A 15616-nucleotide genomic window follows, 5' to 3' on the forward strand; every position below is an offset into this window, starting at 1 on the left:
TGTCACCTTTCGAACTCCTCGACGACGTCGGCGGCGCGCCGCACGTCGTCCTCCAACGGCCGGTCCGGGTCGATCGGGGCTATGGCGGCGCCGAGCGCGTCCAGCAGCGCGGCGCTCGCCGGGGCGGTCGGGGTACGGGCGCCGACGTGGGCCGCCTGGCGCAGGCCGAGCGCGAGCGAGCCGACCAGGATCCGCAGCAGCCGGGCCTGGTCCAGGGCCCGCAGCGCCGCCTGCGTGCCAAGCGGCACGACGTCCTGGTTGTGCAGGTTGGTCGGCAGGCTCTGCATGCTGGCCGGCACGGCGTCGCGGCGGATCTCGGCGACGATCGCGGTCGAGGCCAGCTGCACCCCCTGCAGGCCGTGCTGCTGGCCGGGGCCGGCCGCCAGCATCGGCGGCAGGCCGGTGTTGCGGTGCGGGTCGACGAGCAGGTCGAGCTGGCGCTCGGCCAGGTTGCCGACCTGGGCGACGACCATCGACAGCAGGTCGGCCGCGAACGCGGCGGGCTGGCCGAAGAAGTTGCCGCCGTGCACGACGGCGTCGTCGGCCGGGAAGAACAGCGGGTTGTCGCTTACCGCGCCGAGGTCGGCCGCCACGACGCCGTCGACGTAGCGCAGCGCGTCCTCGGCCGCGCCGAGCAGCTGCGGCGCGCAGCGCAGGCTGTAGGGCTCCTGCAGCGGCCGCCGCCCGGACGGTGTCAGGCCGGCGGCGAACCCGCGCATCGCGGCGCCGACGGCGACGACACCCGGGTGCCCGTAGGCGCCGAGCAGCCGCGCGTCGAGGAACTGCGGGTCGCTGCCGAGCAGGTCGGCCAGCAGGCAGGTGAGCCGCTGCACGCCCCGGTGGGCCGAGCGGGTCGCGGCCAGCGCGAGCGCGGCCGCGGCGGTGGTGAGCGAGGTGCCGTTGACGAGCGCGAGCGCGTCGCGGCCGTCGAGGGGCAGCGGCTCCAGCCCGGCCCGCCGCAGCGCCTCGGCCGCCGGGAGCCGCTCGCCGCCGACGTACGCGTGGCCGCGCCCCCGCAGCGCCTGGGCGGCCGCGCCGAGCGGGATCAGGTCGCCGCTGGCCCCGACCGAGCCGTAGCGGGGCATGGCCGGGACGAACGTCGTCGCGAGCGCGGCCGTGAGCGCGTCGATGACGTGGGGCGACACCCCGGAGGCGCCCCGGGCGAGGGACCAGGCCCGCACCAGCAGCGTCGCCCGGGCCACCGCCGGGTCGATGTCGGGGCCGTGCCCGGCGCCGAGGTGGGCCAGGGTGTTGTCGGCCTGGTCGCGCAGGTCGGCCCGGCCTGCGTAGCCGACGAGCGCGCCGAAGCCGGTGGTGCTGCCGTACACCGCGCGGTCGTCGCCGAGCACCTTGGCCAGGAAGATGCGCCCCGCCGCGACCTGCTCCCGCACCGCCTCGCCCGCCGTGACCCGGATCGGTCCGCGGGCCGCGAGGAGGTCGGCGACCCGCAGCGGGGCCCCGAGGTCGACCGGCTCGGTGGCAACGTGGTTCATGGGTGGGGACGCTAGAGACCGATTCTCAGAGGCCTCTGAAATCGTCTCGTTACGGTCCGCCGCATGACGCTGGACTACCTCATCATCGGCGCCGGGCCGGCCGGGCTGCAGCTCGCCGCCCTGCTGGAGCGCGACGGCCGCGACTACCTGGTGCTCGAGGCCGGCGCGGCGCCGGGAACGTTCTTCGAGACCTACCCGCGGCACCGGACGCTCATCTCGATCAACAAGATCTGGACGGGCTCGGAGGACCCCGAGTTCAACCTGCGCTCCGACTGGAACTCGCTGCTCAGCGACGACCCGGAGCTGCTGTTCAAGCACTACACCCGGCGGTACTTCCCCAAGGCCCCCGACCTCGTGCGCTATCTGGCGGACTTCGCCGAGCGCACCAAGGCGAAGGTCCGCTACAACGCCCGCGTCACCCGGGTCGCCCGCGCCGGTGAAACATTCACGGTCGACGCCGACGGTGCGACGTTCAGCGCCAGGCGCGTCATCGTGGCGACAGGCGTCTCGCAGCTCTACGTCCCGCCGATCCCGGGCGCCGAGCTCGCGGAGCGCTACGACACGGTGAGCGTCGACCCGGACGACTTCACCAACCAGCGGGTGCTCATCATCGGCAAGGGCAACTCCGCCTTCGAGACCGCCGACGCGCTCGTCGAGACCGCCGCCGTCATCCACGTCGCCGGCCCGCACTCGGTGCGGCTGGCCTGGCAGACGCACTACGTCGGGCACCTGCGGGCGGTGAACAACAACTTCCTGGACACCTACCAGCTCAAGAGCCAGAACGCGGTGCTGGACGGCACGGTCGAGCGCATCGAGCGGCGGGCCGGCGGCGGCCTGCGGATCGACTTCCGCTACGCGCGGACCGTGGAGCAGCTGCGGCAGCTGGAGTACGACCGGATCATCCTGGCCACCGGCTTCCGCTTCGACGCCGCCATCTTCGACGAGACGGCCCGGCCCGCCCTGGTCATCAACGACCGGTTCCCCGAGCAGTCATCCGCGTTCGAGTCGGTGAACGTCCCGGGCCTGTACTTCGCCGGCACCCTGACCCAGCAGCGCGACTTCAAGAAGTCGACGAACGGGTTCATCCACGGCTTCCGCTACGGCGTGCGGGCCCTGCACCGCATCCTCGGCCTGCGCCACCACGGCACCCCGTGGCCGGCGACGCCGCTGGAGCCCACGCCCGACGCGATCGCGGACGCCGTCATCGCCCGCATCAACGTCACGTCGGCGCTGTGGCAGCAGTTCGCGGTCCTCGCCGACGTCGTGCTCGTCACCGCCGCCTCGGCCGCCTACCTGCCGGAGGTGCCGGTGGCCTTCCTGCGCGACGGCGGGCTCGGTGACGTGCCGCTGGCCTTCGTCACGACGCTCGAATACGGCCCCGATCACGACACCGTCGACCCGTTCGACATCACCGTGCCGCGCATCGCCGAGAACGATGCGGCCGCCGCGCACGACGCCAGCTACCTGCATCCCGTCGTGCGGGTCCATCGCGGTGGGGCGGTGGTTGCCGAGCACCATCTCGCCGAGAACCTCGAGAACCATTGGGACCTTCCCGCGGTACACCAGCAGCCGTTGTCGTCGTTCATCAAGCACGTGCTCGCCGATGCCGGCTGAGATCTGGCCCCAGCCGGTGCTCGACCTGCTCGCCACCGGCGACGACCGGCCGGTGTTCGAGGACGGCGAGCGGGTCGTGACCGCCTTCGAGATGGCCGGCCTGGTGCGGCGGATCGCGGCCGGGCTGCGGGCGGCCGGCGCGGGACCCGGCACCGCGGTGGCGCTGAGCCTCGGCGTGACGGCGGAGGCGTTCGCGGCGAACCTGGCCGCATTCACGGTCGGCGCCACCGTCTCCGGCCGCTCGTTCGACGCCGGCGAGCTGCTGATCGCCGAAGCCCAGCTCGCGGCGCTGCTGGCGACGCCCGACGACGGCCGCCCGCTGCTCGCCGCCGGCCGCCCGGCCGACGTGGCCCGGCTGACCTGGACGAGCGGCAGCACTGGGCAGCCGAAGGGCTGCGCGCAGACCTACGCGGCGATGAGCGCGGCCTGGGCACCCTACCCGGACCGGTGGCCGCCGGCGATCGCGGAGCTGGCCCCGCGGCTGCGCCGATACCTCGTGTTCGGCTCCCTGTCGAGCCAGGTGATGCTCGAGTACGGCATCCTGACCCTCGCCGCCGGAGGGACGCTCGTCGCCGCCCGGCCGCCCGGCTTCCCCGGCATGATCGAGCGCCACCGCGCCACCGGCAGCGTCATCACCGTGGGCCGGCTGCATCAGCTGGTCCGGTCGCAGCGCGCCGACCCGGCCGACCTGTCGACGCTGCGCGCGCTGATGGTGTCCGGCTCGCCCCTCGAACCGGCCCGGCTCGCGGAGACGCTCGACGTGCTCGGCCCGGTCGTGTTCCACGGCTACGGGCAGACGGAGACCGGCATGATCGCCATGGCGACGCCCGGCGAGATGCTCGCCGATCCCCGGGTCCTGTCCTCGGTCGGGCGGCCACCGGACGTCCACGACATCGACATCCGCGACGGTGAGCTGTACGTGCGCACAGCGGCCCAGGCTTCGGGCTACTGGAACGACCCGGCCGAGACCGCCGACGTCTTCCGGGACGGCTGGGTCCGCACCCGCGACCTCGCGTCGCTCGACGACCGCGGCTACCTCCACCTGTCCGGCCGGGCCCGGGACGTCATCATCGTGCAGGCCAACCTGGTCTACGCCGGCCCGATCGAGCGCGTGCTCGGCAGTGACCCGGCCGTGGCCGAGGCCTACGTCGTGGGCCGCCCCGACGACGAGACCGGCGAGGCGGTGCACGCGTTCGTCGTCCCGGCCCCCGGCGCGATCCCCGACGTCGCCCGGCTGTCCGATCGCGTGGGCCGCGCGCTCGGCGAGGCCGCGGTCCCCCGGTCGATCCACGTCATCGCCGAGGTCCCGCTCGCGCCGAGCGGCAAGCCCGACAAGCGCGCGCTGCTCGCAGGGTGACCACAGCTGCCGGCGCTGTCCGCGGTACGCCGGGCGGCCCCGGTGGCGACGCACCGTGTGCTCAGTGCTCGTCGAAGCGGAGCAGAGCGTGGCGGGCCTCGTGGCGGGCGCGGCGGCGGTCCTGGCGGCGGAAGTGGAACCACTCGCGGTAGCCGTGGCTCTCGCGGCGCCGCATGTTGAAGGCCGCGGTGCCTGACCAGTGGCAGACGCCGTGGCGGGCGCCGGGCTGCGGGCGCACCGGTGTGGTGTCGCGGGGCAGGGTGCAGGGGGTCCAGCGGTGGTCGTGCACCGGGACGCATGTCGATCCGGGTGCGTCGACGACCTGCACCCACCAGGGTCGGGTCTTGTCGGTTCGGCTCATGGACGGGCACCTTCCGGCTCCGTGCAGCCCCGGTCCGGGGCCGTCACTAGATCGGGTGCATCGCCATCACCTCCATGGATTCGACTCGCTCAACGATATCGTGCGCCCCGGCCCGGCCCGGTGTGTCCTCAGGCGGAGACCACGCCGTGGCGGTACGCGTACACGACCGCCTGCACCCGGTCGCGCAGGCCGAGCTTGGCCAGGATGCGCGAGACGTACGTCTTGACCGTCTCCTGGCTGATCACGAGCCGGTCGGCGATCTCCCGGTTCGACAGGCCCTCGGCGATGAGGCGCAGCACCTCCAGTTCGCGCGGGGTCAGGGCGTCATCGGCGGGTGAGGGGCCGGCCGGGCGGATCCGGGCGGCGTAGCGGCCGACGAGCTGACGGGTCACGTCCGGGTCGAGCAGGGCCGCCCCGGCCGCCACGGTCCGGATGCCCTGCAGGAGGTGGGTGGCGGGGGCGTCCTTGAGCAGGAAGCCGCTGGCCCCGGCGCGCAGGGCCGCATAGACGTACTCGTCAAGGTTGAACGTCGTCACCACGAGCACCTTGACGGGGTCGGTGACCGCCGCACCGGCCAGCCGGCGGGTCGCCTCGATGCCGTCCAGGACCGGCATGCGCACGTCCATCACGACCACGTCCGGGCGCAGGGCGCGGGCCAGGTCGACAGCGGCCCGGCCGTCGGCGCACTCGCCGACGACCTCCAGGTCGGGCTGGGCGTCGATGATGGTGACGAAGCCGGTGCGGATCAGGACCTGGTCGTCGCAGACCAGCACCCGGATGGGGGCGCTCATGACGGGATGCGGGCGCGGACCGCGAAGCCGCCGCCGTCGCGCGGGCCCGCGCTGAAGTCGCCGCCCTGCTGGAGGACCCGCTCGCGCAGCCCGGCCAGGCCGTGGCCGCCGCCCTCCGGGACGGTGCCGGCGCGGGCCGGGCCGTCGGTCGTGATCTCCACGGTGGTCTCCAGCTCCGTGCGGTGCACGCGGACGGCGGTGGGCCGCCCGTGCGCGTGTTTCAGGGCGTTGGTGAGGGCCTCCTGCACCACCCGATACACGGTGATGCCGCCCGGTCCCGGCGGCCCCGTCTCGGTGAGCTGCACGGGCTGGCCGGCGTCGCGGGTCTGCTCGACCAGCTGCCGCAGGTCGGAGTGGTCCGGGTTGAGGACGTCGAGCAGGGTGCGCAGGTCCGCTATCGCGCGGCGGCCGGTGTCGGTGACCGCGGTGAGCGTCCGGTCGAGGCGCTCGGGGGCGGCGGTGAGGTACCGCGCCGACTCCGCCTGCACCACCATCGCCGTCACGTGATGGGTGACGACGTCGTGCAGCTCGCGGGCGATGCGCGTGCGCTCGGCGGCGCGGGCGGTCTCGGCGGCGTGCCGGCGGCGCTCGGCCTCGGCGGCCCGGTTCAGGCGCAGCCAGGCGCCGGTGCCCCAGGCCAGTGCCATGCCGAAGTAGAAGGTCGCGAAGCCGGCCACGCCCTCCGTGGACCCGCGGCGGTCGAGGAGCACGGCGAGTACGAGAAACGCCGCAGTGGTGATCGTGATCGTCAGGCGGCGGTGCCGGTCGAGGTGGGTGCCCGCGCTGAACAGGGCGATGGGCAGGGCGCTCCCGGCGACGGTGTGGTAACCGTGCAGCTGGTCGACGGCGAAGCCCAGGCCCACCAGCGCCAGGGCGACGGCGGGCCGGCGACGGCGGGCGGCCAGCGGGAGGGCCTCCAGGGCGATCACGGCCACCGCGAGCGCGTCGAGCGACCGGTCGGGCACCCCGCCGACCTGGGTGCCGTGGCTGTCGACCGCCGGGATCAGCGACAGGGCGGCGAGGAGCAGCCCGAACGGCAGGTCCCGGACCGTGACGTCGAGCCGGCGCCACCGATCGATCATCGGGTGAGCGTAGCGCCGGCCTCGCTGCCGGCCGGACGGCGGCTGCGGCGCGGCGTGATGCGCCCGCGGCGGTGGGCCAGCCACAGGAAGACGGCGGCGGTGAGCAGACCGGCGGCCAGCGCATACAGGCTGCCCTCGGGGCCGAAGCCGCCGCCGGTCAGCGCGGCCGGGCCGGACATGGTGGAGCGCAGCAGGCCGTCCGGGCCGCCGGTGCCGGACACGTCGGTGCCGAAGATGCCGCCCTCGGCGAAGTTCCAGCCGATGTGCAGGCCGATCGGGACCCAGAGGGTGCGGGTGGCGGCGTACGCGGCGCCGAGCATCGCGCCGGCCTCGACCGCGACGGCCAGGGCGCTCCAGACGGTGGCGTGCGGGTTGGCGATGTGCGACAGGCCGAACAGCAGCGAGGACAGCACGAGCGCGACCCAGGTGCCGGCCCGGTCCTCGACGATGCGGAAGATGATGCCGCGGAACAGCAGCTCCTCGGTGACGCACGCGGCCAGGGCGAACCCGAACAGCGCCACCGCCCCGCTCACGCTGCCGCGGCCGGCGACCGTGTAGCCGTCCAGGAACGCGATGTTCACGATGACGGCCGCGAACAACCCCGCCCCGATCACGAACCCCTGGGCCAGCCGGGGACCGGCCGCCCGCAGGCTCAGCTCGTCGACCGGGCGGTGCTCGGTGCGGCGCACGATCCAGGCGTAGGCCAGCAGCAGCAGCAGCACCGCGGTGGCCGCGCCGAGCCCGAGGGTCAGCGGCACGTTCCAGTCCGCCGCCGTGACGGCCGCGCTCCCGGCGAGCGCGACCGCCGCGACGACTACGAGTTGCAGGATGAGACGCATGCGCCGAACGGTATTGCCGGGCCGGGGGCGCGGTCGTCACCACACGGTGGACAGTTGCGGTAGCTCGCGCGGGGGATGCCCCGTTACCAGCGCTGCACTGTCGCGCCGGAGTTGCGGGTGATGCGCTCGGCGCTGGTGTGGTGGAACACCGACGACACCGCGACGCGGCCCGGCCCGATCAGGCGCAGCCACACGTTGCGCTGGCTGAACGACGAGCGCCACGACACCGTACCGGCGCCCCGCGGATACTCCAGGTGCAGGTGCATCTGGACCGACACGTCGCGGTACAGCAGCGCGCCCGGCTGCACCAGGATGGTCTCCCCCGGCGCGAGGTCGCGCAGGAACGTGTTGCCCGGCGAGTGCAGCAGCAGCAGGCCGGGGCTCTGCTGCGCCGAGAACAGGTCGCCGAACTGCCCGAGCGGATAGTGGGTCTCGCGGTCGTCGCCGGAGCCGGTGTCGTACCAGACGCCCGTCGGCTGCCAGGTGTAGGTGACGTTCCCGGTGGCCGTGAGGAACCGGTGCTCGCGCGTCCACATCGTGCGGCCCGGCATCAGCGGCAGCGCGATCAGCTCGCCCGGCCGGTCACCGGACAGCGCGACCCGCCCCGGGCCGCGGGCCTCCACCATGATGAGCGGCAGCCCGGACAGCATCCGGTTCCAGCCGCCGGACAGCGACGTGTTGCCCAGCTGGATGCCGGGCTCGGTCCACAGCAGCGCGTGGTGCGCGAAGTAGATCCACTCGGGGCCCATCAGCGTGAAGTCCGCGACGGGGACGTACTTGCCCTCGATCTGGACCCGCGACTGCCCGAACTGGATCCGGGCGAGGTCCTTGATCGGGGGCTGCTCGATCCAGCCGGAGCGGGTCACGACCTGGCGGATGTCGAGCGCGGCGCCGCAGCTCGGGCAGGACGGGCCGGCGGGCGGGTGAGGCATGCGGCAGTACCGGCAGACGGTGTACCCCTCGGGGACGGCGCTCATCGTCACTCCGCGTGGTGGTGGACGTACATCGACTGGATGCCGACGCGGCCGGGGCCGGTCATCTCGGCGAGGTACATGCCGCGCCGCATGAGGCCGGTCTTGACCGGCATCTGGACCGCCTGCATGCCGACCGACGCGTCCTTGTAGAGGAAGCCGCCCGGCTCGACGAGGATCTTCTCGCCGGGGCGCAGGAAGCGCTCGAAGACGTTGCCGTAGCCGTGCAGCACCAGCAGCCCCGGTGCGGCGGTGGTCACGAACCGGTCGAGGTACATGCCGTTGCCACCGTGCAGCACGTTGGCCAGGCCCTGGATGCGGATGAAGTCGTACCCGATCGTGTGCGTGGCGAGCAGGAACGCGTGCCCGCGCACGTCGATCTCCATGCCCGGGTGCAGCGGCAGCACCACGAGCTCGCCGGGCGAGTCCCGGGAGAACGCGACGCGCCCGGGGCCGTGGGCGAGGGTCAGCACGAACGGCATGCCCCCGAAGACCCGGCGCATCCCGCCGCCGGTCGGCATCGCGACAACCGGGGTCGCCTCGTCCTTCCAGAGCAGGACGTGATGCTCGAAGTACACCGCGTCACCGGGCGCGAGGGCCATGTCGATGACGGGCACCAGCTCGCCCTCGACCTGCGCGACCGAGTTGGAGAACCGGAACTCGGTCATGTCCCGCAGCCGGGGCGCCTCGCGCCAGCCCGAGTCGCTCACCAGGTTCGCCACGTCGAGCGGCGCGCCGCACGTCATACAGGAGGTGGCGCCGGGCGCATTCTGCAGCCGGCACCACTGGCATTCGATCCGCTCCACACGGCGGACGCTAATGCTCTTTCCTGAGAAAACGCCTTACTCGGCGGGTTGCGCTTCCCGTTCGTCCTCGTGCGAGGTGCGCTGGGCCGGGAGCAGCTCGCCGGCGACGGCCCCGCTCTCGTAGTCCTGCCCGGCGTCGACCTGTGGCTGGCCCACCCACAGGGCCCGCATCTGCTGCTGCATGAACGAGGTCAGCCGCGAGCGGTACTCCTGGTCGAAGCGCTCCAGGGCCTCGATCTGCTGCTGCAGCGCCTGCCGCTTCGAGGTCAGCCCGCCGACGACGTCCTCGTAGATCTGCTCGGCCCGCTGCTTGATGTTGTACGCATTGTCCTCGGCCTCGCGCACGATGTCCTCGGCGCGGGCCTGGGCGTCGGCGAGTACCTCTCCGGCGTTGCGCTCGGTCTCCCCGGCGTAGGCCTCGGCCTCGCGGGCGATCTTCTCGGCGGCCGCCCGGGCCCGCCCGAGGATCTTCTCGGCCTCGTCGCGCAGCGCGCCCGCCTGGGCCTGCGCCTCGGAGACGATCTGGCCGGCGCTGGCGTGGGCCTGGGCCTGGATCTGGTCGGCCTCGGCGATCGCCGTGTTGATGTGCTCCTCGGCGGTGCGCTGGGCCATGGTGAGCACGGCGAGCGCCTTCGCCTGGTCGTCGCCGCCGCCCTGCTGGGGCATGACGCCGGGCGCCATGCGGTCGTCGTACTGGCGCATCGCGTTCTGCGTCATGTCCCTTGTCCTCTCACCGAATGCCTCGCGCACAGTACCTGAGATACGTCGGCCCGCGGTACCGCCGAATCGCCGTAACCAGGCCCGAAGCCTCGGGGTTTGTCGGATTTTCGAAATTCGGCCCGTCCGGCCGGTCGATGGCGATCACTACGCCCGGTCCGGATGATCGATGCGTGCAGGTGATCCCCGTCGCCTTCCGCGGCGAACGCGCCGTCTCCGCCCCCCTCACCATCGGCCAGCTCAACGTCGCCAAGTGGCTGGCCGGCAGCCCGAACTCCCCGGCGGCGCTGCTCGACCAGCGGCTCCCGGTCCCGCCCGGCACGCCGCTGCCCGCCGTCGTGGCCGCCCTCGGCGCGCTGCTGAGCCGCCACGAGGGCCTGCGCAGCCGCTACACCATGGGTGACCCCGGCGAGCAGCGCGTCCTCGCGGCCGGCGAGGTGGTGCTGCGCGTCCTGCCGGCCACCGAAAAAGACCGTCTGGCCGACCTCGGACGCGCCGATCCGCTCGATGTGGCATCCGATCCGCCGGTACGTTTCCTCGCCGCCGGCACCGCGGAGTGCATCACCGACCTGGTGGCCGTCTACTCCCACCTGGTCGTGGACTTCCAGGCGCTCATGGTCGTGCACCGCGAGTTCGCGGCGCTGCTGCGCGACCCGGCGGCCCGCCTCGACGCCGTCGTGCAGCAGCCGGTGGACCGCGCGCACGCGGAGCGGCAGCCCAGCCGTCGCCGCCGCCAGGAGCAGGCCATGCGCCACTGGTCCCGGCACCTGCGCGCCGCGCCCGCCCACCTCTACGCCCGGCCGCGGGCCACGCCGGGCCCGGGCTCGGGCGCGTGCGGCATGTCGTCGCAGGCGGCCGCCCAGGCCCTCGACCACATCGCCGCCCGCACCCGGGTGAGCCGCCCCACGATCGTGCTCGCCGCGTGGTGCGCGCTGCTGCATCGGCGCACGGGGTACGACACCTGCCGTTTCGTGATGCTCTCGGCGAATCGCTTCGAATCCGATTTACGGGACTTCGTGGGCAGCCTGGCCCAGTCGACGTTCGTGGCGGTCGAGGTCGCCGGCGCCGGCTTCGACGAGCTGGTCCGGCGCACCTTCGGGGCCGTGCTCCAGGCCGGCGTGAACGGTGCATACCACGTGTATCGGCAGAGCGAGGGCACCCGGGCCGTGATGGCCGAGCGCGGCCTGGCCCCGAGCTTCGAGCCGCTGTTCAACAGCAGCGTGGTCGACACCCGCGGCTTCGACGCCCCACCGCCGCGCACCCCGGCCCCGACCGACCTCGCCTGGGCCGACCTGCCCCCGACGAACATCCTGCTCCGCTTCGACCTCGGCCAGATCGACGACACCGTGGTGGCCCGCGTCTGGACCGGCGACACCGGCCGGGTGACCCCGTCGGAGGCCCGCGAGCTGCTCCTGGCGCTGGAGCGCCTCCTGGTCGCGGCGGCCGCCGCGGACCTCGACCCGGCCGGCGTCACCGCGGCGCTGGGCCTGGAGCCGATCGAGCGCCCGCCGGGCTGGCACCTGATCGACGGCTGCTGGGTCGACCTGGCCGAGGTCCAGCGGCTGCTGGACGACGCGCTCGGCCCGGGCGCCGCCCGCCTGTCCGGCCCGGACCTGACCGCCCACCTCGCCGACCCGGCCCTGACCCCCGAACTGGCCCACGAGCGCTGCCTGTCCCTCCTACCGGGCCGCCACGCCGCCATCACCCCCCGCCGCTACGTCGTGGAGCCGCAGGACGCCTGACGCCTGGATGCCGGCCGCCGGGACCGGCGGGCTGCCGCGCCATTGACCGGACCACTCCTGCGGGCATGGCTGCGGGCGGCACCCACTTCGACGCGCCGATCCACTGGGTGACCGGACGGGACGGCGAGGACGTCGCCCAGGTGCTGGCGAAGCGGCTGATCGCGCCGGCCGTCGTCATCGACCGCGCGGCCGACGCCGCCGCCGACCCCGGGTACCTCCTCGAGATCGACGACGTCAAGGCATGGGAGCGCGAGCACGGCGCGCTGCCCGACGGGGGCTGGCTGCTGTACCGCACCGGCTGGGACGCCCGCGGTGACGACGACGCCGCGTACCTCAACGCCGGCAACACCCCCGGCATCTCGCCCGAGTGCGCGCGCTGGCTGGCCACGCAGACCCCGATCGCCGGGCTGGGCGTGGAGACGGTCGGCACCGACGCCGGGGCCGCGCACTCCTTCGACCCGCCGTTCCCGTGCCACTCGTTCCTGCTCGGCGCCGGCAAGTACGGCCTCACCCAGCTGCGCAACCTCGACCGCCTCCCGGTCACCGGCGCGGTCATCGTGGCCGGCCCCCTGCCGATCGTCCGCGGCTCGGGCAGCCCGGCCCGCGTCCTGGCCCTGGTCGAGCGGTGAGCCCCGGCACCGCGACGGTCAGCCGGAGGATCGGCGAGGCCCTGGCCGCCACCGGCGTCGACACGTGCTTCGGGGTGGTGGGCAGCGGCAACTTCCACCTCACCAACGCCCTCGTCGCCGCCGGCGCCACATTCGTCGCGGCCCGGCACGAGGGCGGGGCGGCGGTCATGGCCGACGCCTACGCCCGCACGTCCGGCAACCTGGGTGTGCTGAGCCTTCACCAGGGGCCCGGGGTGACGAACGCGCTGACCGGGATCGCCGAGGCCGCGAAGAGCCGCACGCCGATGGTGGTCCTCGCGGCCGACACCGGGGCCGCCGGCGCGCGCTCGAACTTCCGGCTCGACCAGGCGGCGCTCGCGGCCGGGATCGGTGCGGCCTACGAGCGGGCGGCCACCCCGGCCTCGGCGGTCGAGGACGTGCTGCGGGCGGTGCGCCGCGCCCGCACCGAGCGGCGCACAGTGCTCGTGAGCCTGCCATTGGACGTGCAGAATGCCGAGGCCCCGGATTCGGTACCGCGAGCCGAAGCGCCGCCACCGGTACACCTGGCGCATCCGGCGTCGGTCGACGCGCTGGCCGAGCTCATCGCCGCCGCGCACCGCCCGGTCTTCATCGCCGGCCGCGGGGCCCGCCACCCCGGCGCCGCGGCGGCCATCGAGGCCCTGGCCGAGCACTGCGGGGCGCTGCTCGCCACGTCGGCGGTGGCCAAGGGGCTCTTCAACGGCAGTCCCTGGTACCTCGACGTCGCCGGCGGCTTCGCCTCGCCCGCGGCGGCCGAGCGCATCGCGGGTGCGGACGCGGTCGTCGCGTGGGGCTGCGCGCTGAACATGTGGACCACCCGGCACGGCCGGCTCATCGCGCCCGGCGCGGCGGTGGCCCAGGTCGACGTCGACCCCGACGCCCTGCACACCGGGCTCGGCGTGCTGGGCGACGCGGCCGCGACGGCCACCGCGGTCCTGGCCGCGCTGAGCGCCCGCGGCCCGGCGGCGACCGCCTACCGGGCCGAGCCGCTGCCCAGCGTCCGCTGGCGCGACGAGCCGTTCGACGACCGCACCGGCGACGGCCGCATCGACCCGCGGACCCTGTCGATCGCGCTCGACGACCTGCTGCCGGCCGCGCGCACGGTGAGCGTCGACTCCGGCAACTTCATGGGCTACCCGTCGATGTACCTGTCGGTGCCCGACGCCGCCGGCTTCTGCTTCACCCAGGCGTTCCAGTCGATCGGCCTGGGCCTGGCCACCGCCATCGGCGCCGCCGTGGCCCGCCCCGACCGGCTGGCCGTCGCGGCCCTCGGCGACGGCGGGTTCCTGATGGGCATCGCCGAGCTGGAGACCGTCGTGCGCCTCGGCCGCCCGATGGTCATCGTGGTCTACGACGACGCCGCCTACGGCGCGGAGGTCCACCACTTCGGCCCCGGCGGCCACCCGCTCGCCACCGTCACGTTCCCGGACACGGACCTGGCCGCGATCGCCCGCGGCTACGGCTGCGCAGGCGTCGTCGTGCGCACCCGGCCGACCTGGCACCGGTCGGCGAGTGGCTGCACGGCCCCCGCGACCGCCCGCTGCTCATCGACGCGAAGGTCACCGCCGACCGCGGCGCCTGGTGGCTCGACGAGGCGTTCCGCGGCCACTGACAACTCCTCACAGCATGACCTCCGTCCTTTGCGGACGATGATCGGCAGTGTCGACCACGCGGAAGGGCGAGCAGCCACCATGGATCGTGCCGGACGGGTTGTGGGACCGGATCGGGTGCGGGCGGTGCTGCCGAGCGTGGCGGACCCGTTGACATAATGCATCGTCATGAGCGAATGGCATGGTCGTCGACCGACCCGGGCCGGGGCCGGTTCCGGGTCGACCGGCGGTGCCCGGCGGGGTCGCGGCGGCCCGGACGGCCCGTTCGTGGGCTGGGCCGACGGTCCGCTCTGCGGGCTCGACATCAAGACGACCGGCGGTGACCTGGAGACGGCCCGGATCGTCGCGATCGCCCTGGCCTTCGTTGGCGACAAGACGCCGATCGCCAATCTCGACGTCCTCGTCGATCCTGGTGTCCCGATTCCGGCCGAGGCGAGCGCGGTGCACGGGATCACCACCGCGCAGGTCCGCGCCCACGGGCTGCGGCCGGCGGAAGCGCTGCAACAGCTGGCCAACCGGCTCGGCGGTGCCTGGGGGTCCGGCCGGGCGGTGATCGGCTTCGACATCGCCCCCGCTCTCACCGTGCTGGACCGTGAGCTGCGGCGGCATCTGGGCGCCGGCCTCGCCGTGACCGGCCCGGTCGTCGACCCGCACGTCATCGACCGGACCCTGGAGCGCCGCGAAGGCGATCGGAGCTTGGCTGCGACGTGCCGGCACTACCACGTCCGCCACGGCGCGGACCACGACCCGGTGCAGGACGCGCTCGCCGCCGCACGACTGGCGTGGCGCCTGGCCAAGCGGCATCCGACCGAGGTCGGCCGCCCGACCGCGGCAGCACTGCACCGTGCGCAGATCGACTGGACCCGCACGGCGGCCGGCAGTGCCGCTGCCGACGCGGTCGACGGCGCCTGGCCGATGCGGCCCTACGTCGTCACCGACACCCGTGACCAGAAGGTCATCAAGGCGATCCACCACAAGATCCGCACCGACTGGGAGCACAGCCTCCGGACCAAGGGCCCGCAACCGTTCCGCCCCGAACTCCACATCGTCAACGACACCCGGGACGCGCATCCCTACTTCACGTCGATCCGCGTCCTGGCGAACAACATCGGACACGACGACTCGTTTTCTGTCGCGCTGATGGGCGCGCTGGCCAACTCGATGGCCGCCGACCGCGTGGTCGTCGCGTGGGAGCCACATGCGCTGGAACTGTCGACGTCGGACTTCCGGACGTCGGCGCCCCGCTCACCCGCCGGCCGTGAGCGGACCCTGATGGTTGTCGACCTGGTGAGCGGGCGGCTCGTCCGGTGGGCCAGATACCCGTACACCTCCGAGCGCGTCCATCCCGGCGACCGTCACCCGTTCGAGTGGGGGCGACCGGCGGTGGCCGATCGACCCACCGAGCCGCTGCCCGAGGTCATCGGGGATCTGGTCCGGACATGGCGCGAGCCCCCGCGCAGCCCGCAGGACCATTTCCACTGGATCTCCGAGTTCCGGCGGATGACCTACGACGTCACGGACGCTGTCCGGCCGCGGTGATCCGGGCTCCGGGCGGCGCAGCGGCCGGATCGGCAGCACCGCCCAGT

General features: G+C 73.9%; 14 protein-coding genes. 6 read left to right on the top strand and 8 right to left on the bottom strand.

Going from position 1 to position 15616, the window contains the following annotated elements:
- Nucleotides 1-2: 2 nt before the first annotated feature.
- Complete coding sequence (locus Dvina_RS38815; protein ID WP_223094768.1) at nt 3-1493, bottom strand: aromatic amino acid ammonia-lyase; 1491 nt, start codon at nt 1491-1493, stop codon at nt 3-5.
- A gap of 63 nt (nt 1494-1556) precedes the next feature.
- Here Dvina_RS38815 and Dvina_RS38820 point away from each other — a divergent pair, with 63 nt between their 5' ends.
- Both Dvina_RS38820 and Dvina_RS38825 read left to right on the top strand, forming a co-directional pair.
- On the top strand, nt 1557-3107 hold the full coding sequence (locus Dvina_RS38820) for an NAD(P)-binding domain-containing protein (RefSeq protein ID WP_223094770.1): 1551 nt from the start codon (nt 1557-1559) through the stop codon (nt 3105-3107).
- Nucleotides 3097-4464, top strand: a complete 1368-nt coding sequence (locus Dvina_RS38825) for a class I adenylate-forming enzyme family protein (protein ID WP_223094772.1) — start codon at nt 3097-3099, stop codon at nt 4462-4464. The genes Dvina_RS38820 and Dvina_RS38825 overlap by 11 nt, the downstream gene beginning before the upstream one ends.
- A gap of 61 nt (nt 4465-4525) precedes the next feature.
- Here Dvina_RS38825 and Dvina_RS38830 read toward each other — a convergent pair whose 3' ends face one another.
- The 7 genes from Dvina_RS38830 to Dvina_RS38860 form a co-directional block, all read right to left on the bottom strand.
- Complete coding sequence (locus Dvina_RS38830; protein ID WP_223094774.1) at nt 4526-4825, bottom strand: hypothetical protein; 300 nt, start codon at nt 4823-4825, stop codon at nt 4526-4528.
- A 128-nt stretch (nt 4826-4953) separates the two neighbouring features.
- Nucleotides 4954-5616 (bottom strand): response regulator, encoded by a 663-nt coding sequence (locus tag Dvina_RS38835; RefSeq protein WP_223094776.1) that lies wholly within the window; start codon nt 5614-5616, stop codon nt 4954-4956.
- A complete protein-coding gene (locus Dvina_RS38840; RefSeq protein WP_223094778.1) occupies nt 5613-6698 on the bottom strand; it encodes a sensor histidine kinase in 1086 nt (361 codons plus the stop codon). The genes Dvina_RS38835 and Dvina_RS38840 overlap by 4 nt, the downstream gene beginning before the upstream one ends.
- Nucleotides 6695-7537: a CPBP family intramembrane glutamic endopeptidase gene (locus Dvina_RS38845; protein ID WP_223094780.1), complete on the bottom strand. Its 843-nt coding sequence runs from the start codon at nt 7535-7537 to the stop codon at nt 6695-6697. The genes Dvina_RS38840 and Dvina_RS38845 overlap by 4 nt, the downstream gene beginning before the upstream one ends.
- Nucleotides 7538-7620: 83 nt before the next feature.
- Nucleotides 7621-8514 carry an AIM24 family protein gene (locus Dvina_RS38850; RefSeq protein WP_223094782.1) on the bottom strand — a complete coding sequence of 298 codons (894 nt, stop codon included), beginning with the start codon at nt 8512-8514 and terminating at the stop codon, nt 7621-7623.
- A gap of 2 nt (nt 8515-8516) precedes the next feature.
- Nucleotides 8517-9314 (bottom strand): AIM24 family protein, encoded by a 798-nt coding sequence (locus Dvina_RS38855; protein ID WP_223094784.1) that lies wholly within the window; start codon nt 9312-9314, stop codon nt 8517-8519.
- 36 nt (nt 9315-9350) lie between these two features.
- Nucleotides 9351-10031: a hypothetical protein gene (locus Dvina_RS38860; protein WP_223094786.1), complete on the bottom strand. Its 681-nt coding sequence runs from the start codon at nt 10029-10031 to the stop codon at nt 9351-9353.
- Between the two features lie 173 nt (nt 10032-10204).
- On the opposite strand from Dvina_RS38860, the gene Dvina_RS38865 reads away from it, so the two are divergent.
- The 4 genes from Dvina_RS38865 (at nt 10205) to Dvina_RS38880 (ending at nt 15569) form a co-directional block, all read left to right on the top strand.
- The gene (locus Dvina_RS38865; protein ID WP_223094788.1) at nt 10205-11773 is read left to right on the top strand and encodes a condensation domain-containing protein; all 1569 of its coding nucleotides are present in this window, start codon (nt 10205-10207) and stop codon (nt 11771-11773) included.
- A 65-nt stretch (nt 11774-11838) separates the two neighbouring features.
- Nucleotides 11839-12402: a cyclase family protein gene (locus tag Dvina_RS38870; RefSeq protein WP_223094790.1), complete on the top strand. Its 564-nt coding sequence runs from the start codon at nt 11839-11841 to the stop codon at nt 12400-12402.
- Nucleotides 12399-14189, top strand: coding sequence for a thiamine pyrophosphate-binding protein (locus Dvina_RS38875; protein WP_223094792.1), 1791 nt, complete (start codon nt 12399-12401; stop codon nt 14187-14189). The genes Dvina_RS38870 and Dvina_RS38875 overlap by 4 nt, the downstream gene beginning before the upstream one ends.
- 9 nt (nt 14190-14198) lie before the next feature.
- Nucleotides 14199-15569 carry an exonuclease domain-containing protein gene (locus tag Dvina_RS38880; protein WP_223094794.1) on the top strand — a complete coding sequence of 457 codons (1371 nt, stop codon included), beginning with the start codon at nt 14199-14201 and terminating at the stop codon, nt 15567-15569.
- Nucleotides 15570-15616 lie beyond the last annotated feature (47 nt).

The sequence above is a fragment of the Dactylosporangium vinaceum genome, from assembly GCF_019904175.1.
In the GTDB taxonomy this organism is placed as follows: Bacteria; Actinomycetota; Actinomycetes; order Mycobacteriales; family Micromonosporaceae; genus Dactylosporangium; species Dactylosporangium vinaceum.

What these genes read in the sequence shown, in the direction of transcription:
- Dvina_RS38880 (WP_223094794.1), top strand. Translation starts at nt 14,199, where the DNA reads ATGAGCGAATGGCATGGTCGTCGACCGACCCGGGCCGGGGCCGGTTCC.
- Dvina_RS38845 (WP_223094780.1), bottom strand. Translation starts at nt 7,537, where the DNA reads ATGCGTCTCATCCTGCAACTCGTAGTCGTCGCGGCGGTCGCGCTCGCC.
- Dvina_RS38860 (WP_223094786.1), bottom strand. Translation starts at nt 10,031, where the DNA reads ATGACGCAGAACGCGATGCGCCAGTACGACGACCGCATGGCGCCCGGC.
- Dvina_RS38815 (WP_223094768.1), bottom strand. Translation starts at nt 1,493, where the DNA reads ATGAACCACGTTGCCACCGAGCCGGTCGACCTCGGGGCCCCGCTGCGG.
- Dvina_RS38825 (WP_223094772.1), top strand. Translation starts at nt 3,097, where the DNA reads ATGCCGGCTGAGATCTGGCCCCAGCCGGTGCTCGACCTGCTCGCCACC.
- Dvina_RS38870 (WP_223094790.1), top strand. Translation starts at nt 11,839, where the DNA reads ATGGCTGCGGGCGGCACCCACTTCGACGCGCCGATCCACTGGGTGACC.
- Dvina_RS38840 (WP_223094778.1), bottom strand. Translation starts at nt 6,698, where the DNA reads ATGATCGATCGGTGGCGCCGGCTCGACGTCACGGTCCGGGACCTGCCG.
- Dvina_RS38850 (WP_223094782.1), bottom strand. Translation starts at nt 8,514, where the DNA reads ATGAGCGCCGTCCCCGAGGGGTACACCGTCTGCCGGTACTGCCGCATG.
- Dvina_RS38835 (WP_223094776.1), bottom strand. Translation starts at nt 5,616, where the DNA reads ATGAGCGCCCCCATCCGGGTGCTGGTCTGCGACGACCAGGTCCTGATC.
- Dvina_RS38830 (WP_223094774.1), bottom strand. Translation starts at nt 4,825, where the DNA reads ATGAGCCGAACCGACAAGACCCGACCCTGGTGGGTGCAGGTCGTCGAC.
- Dvina_RS38820 (WP_223094770.1), top strand. Translation starts at nt 1,557, where the DNA reads ATGACGCTGGACTACCTCATCATCGGCGCCGGGCCGGCCGGGCTGCAG.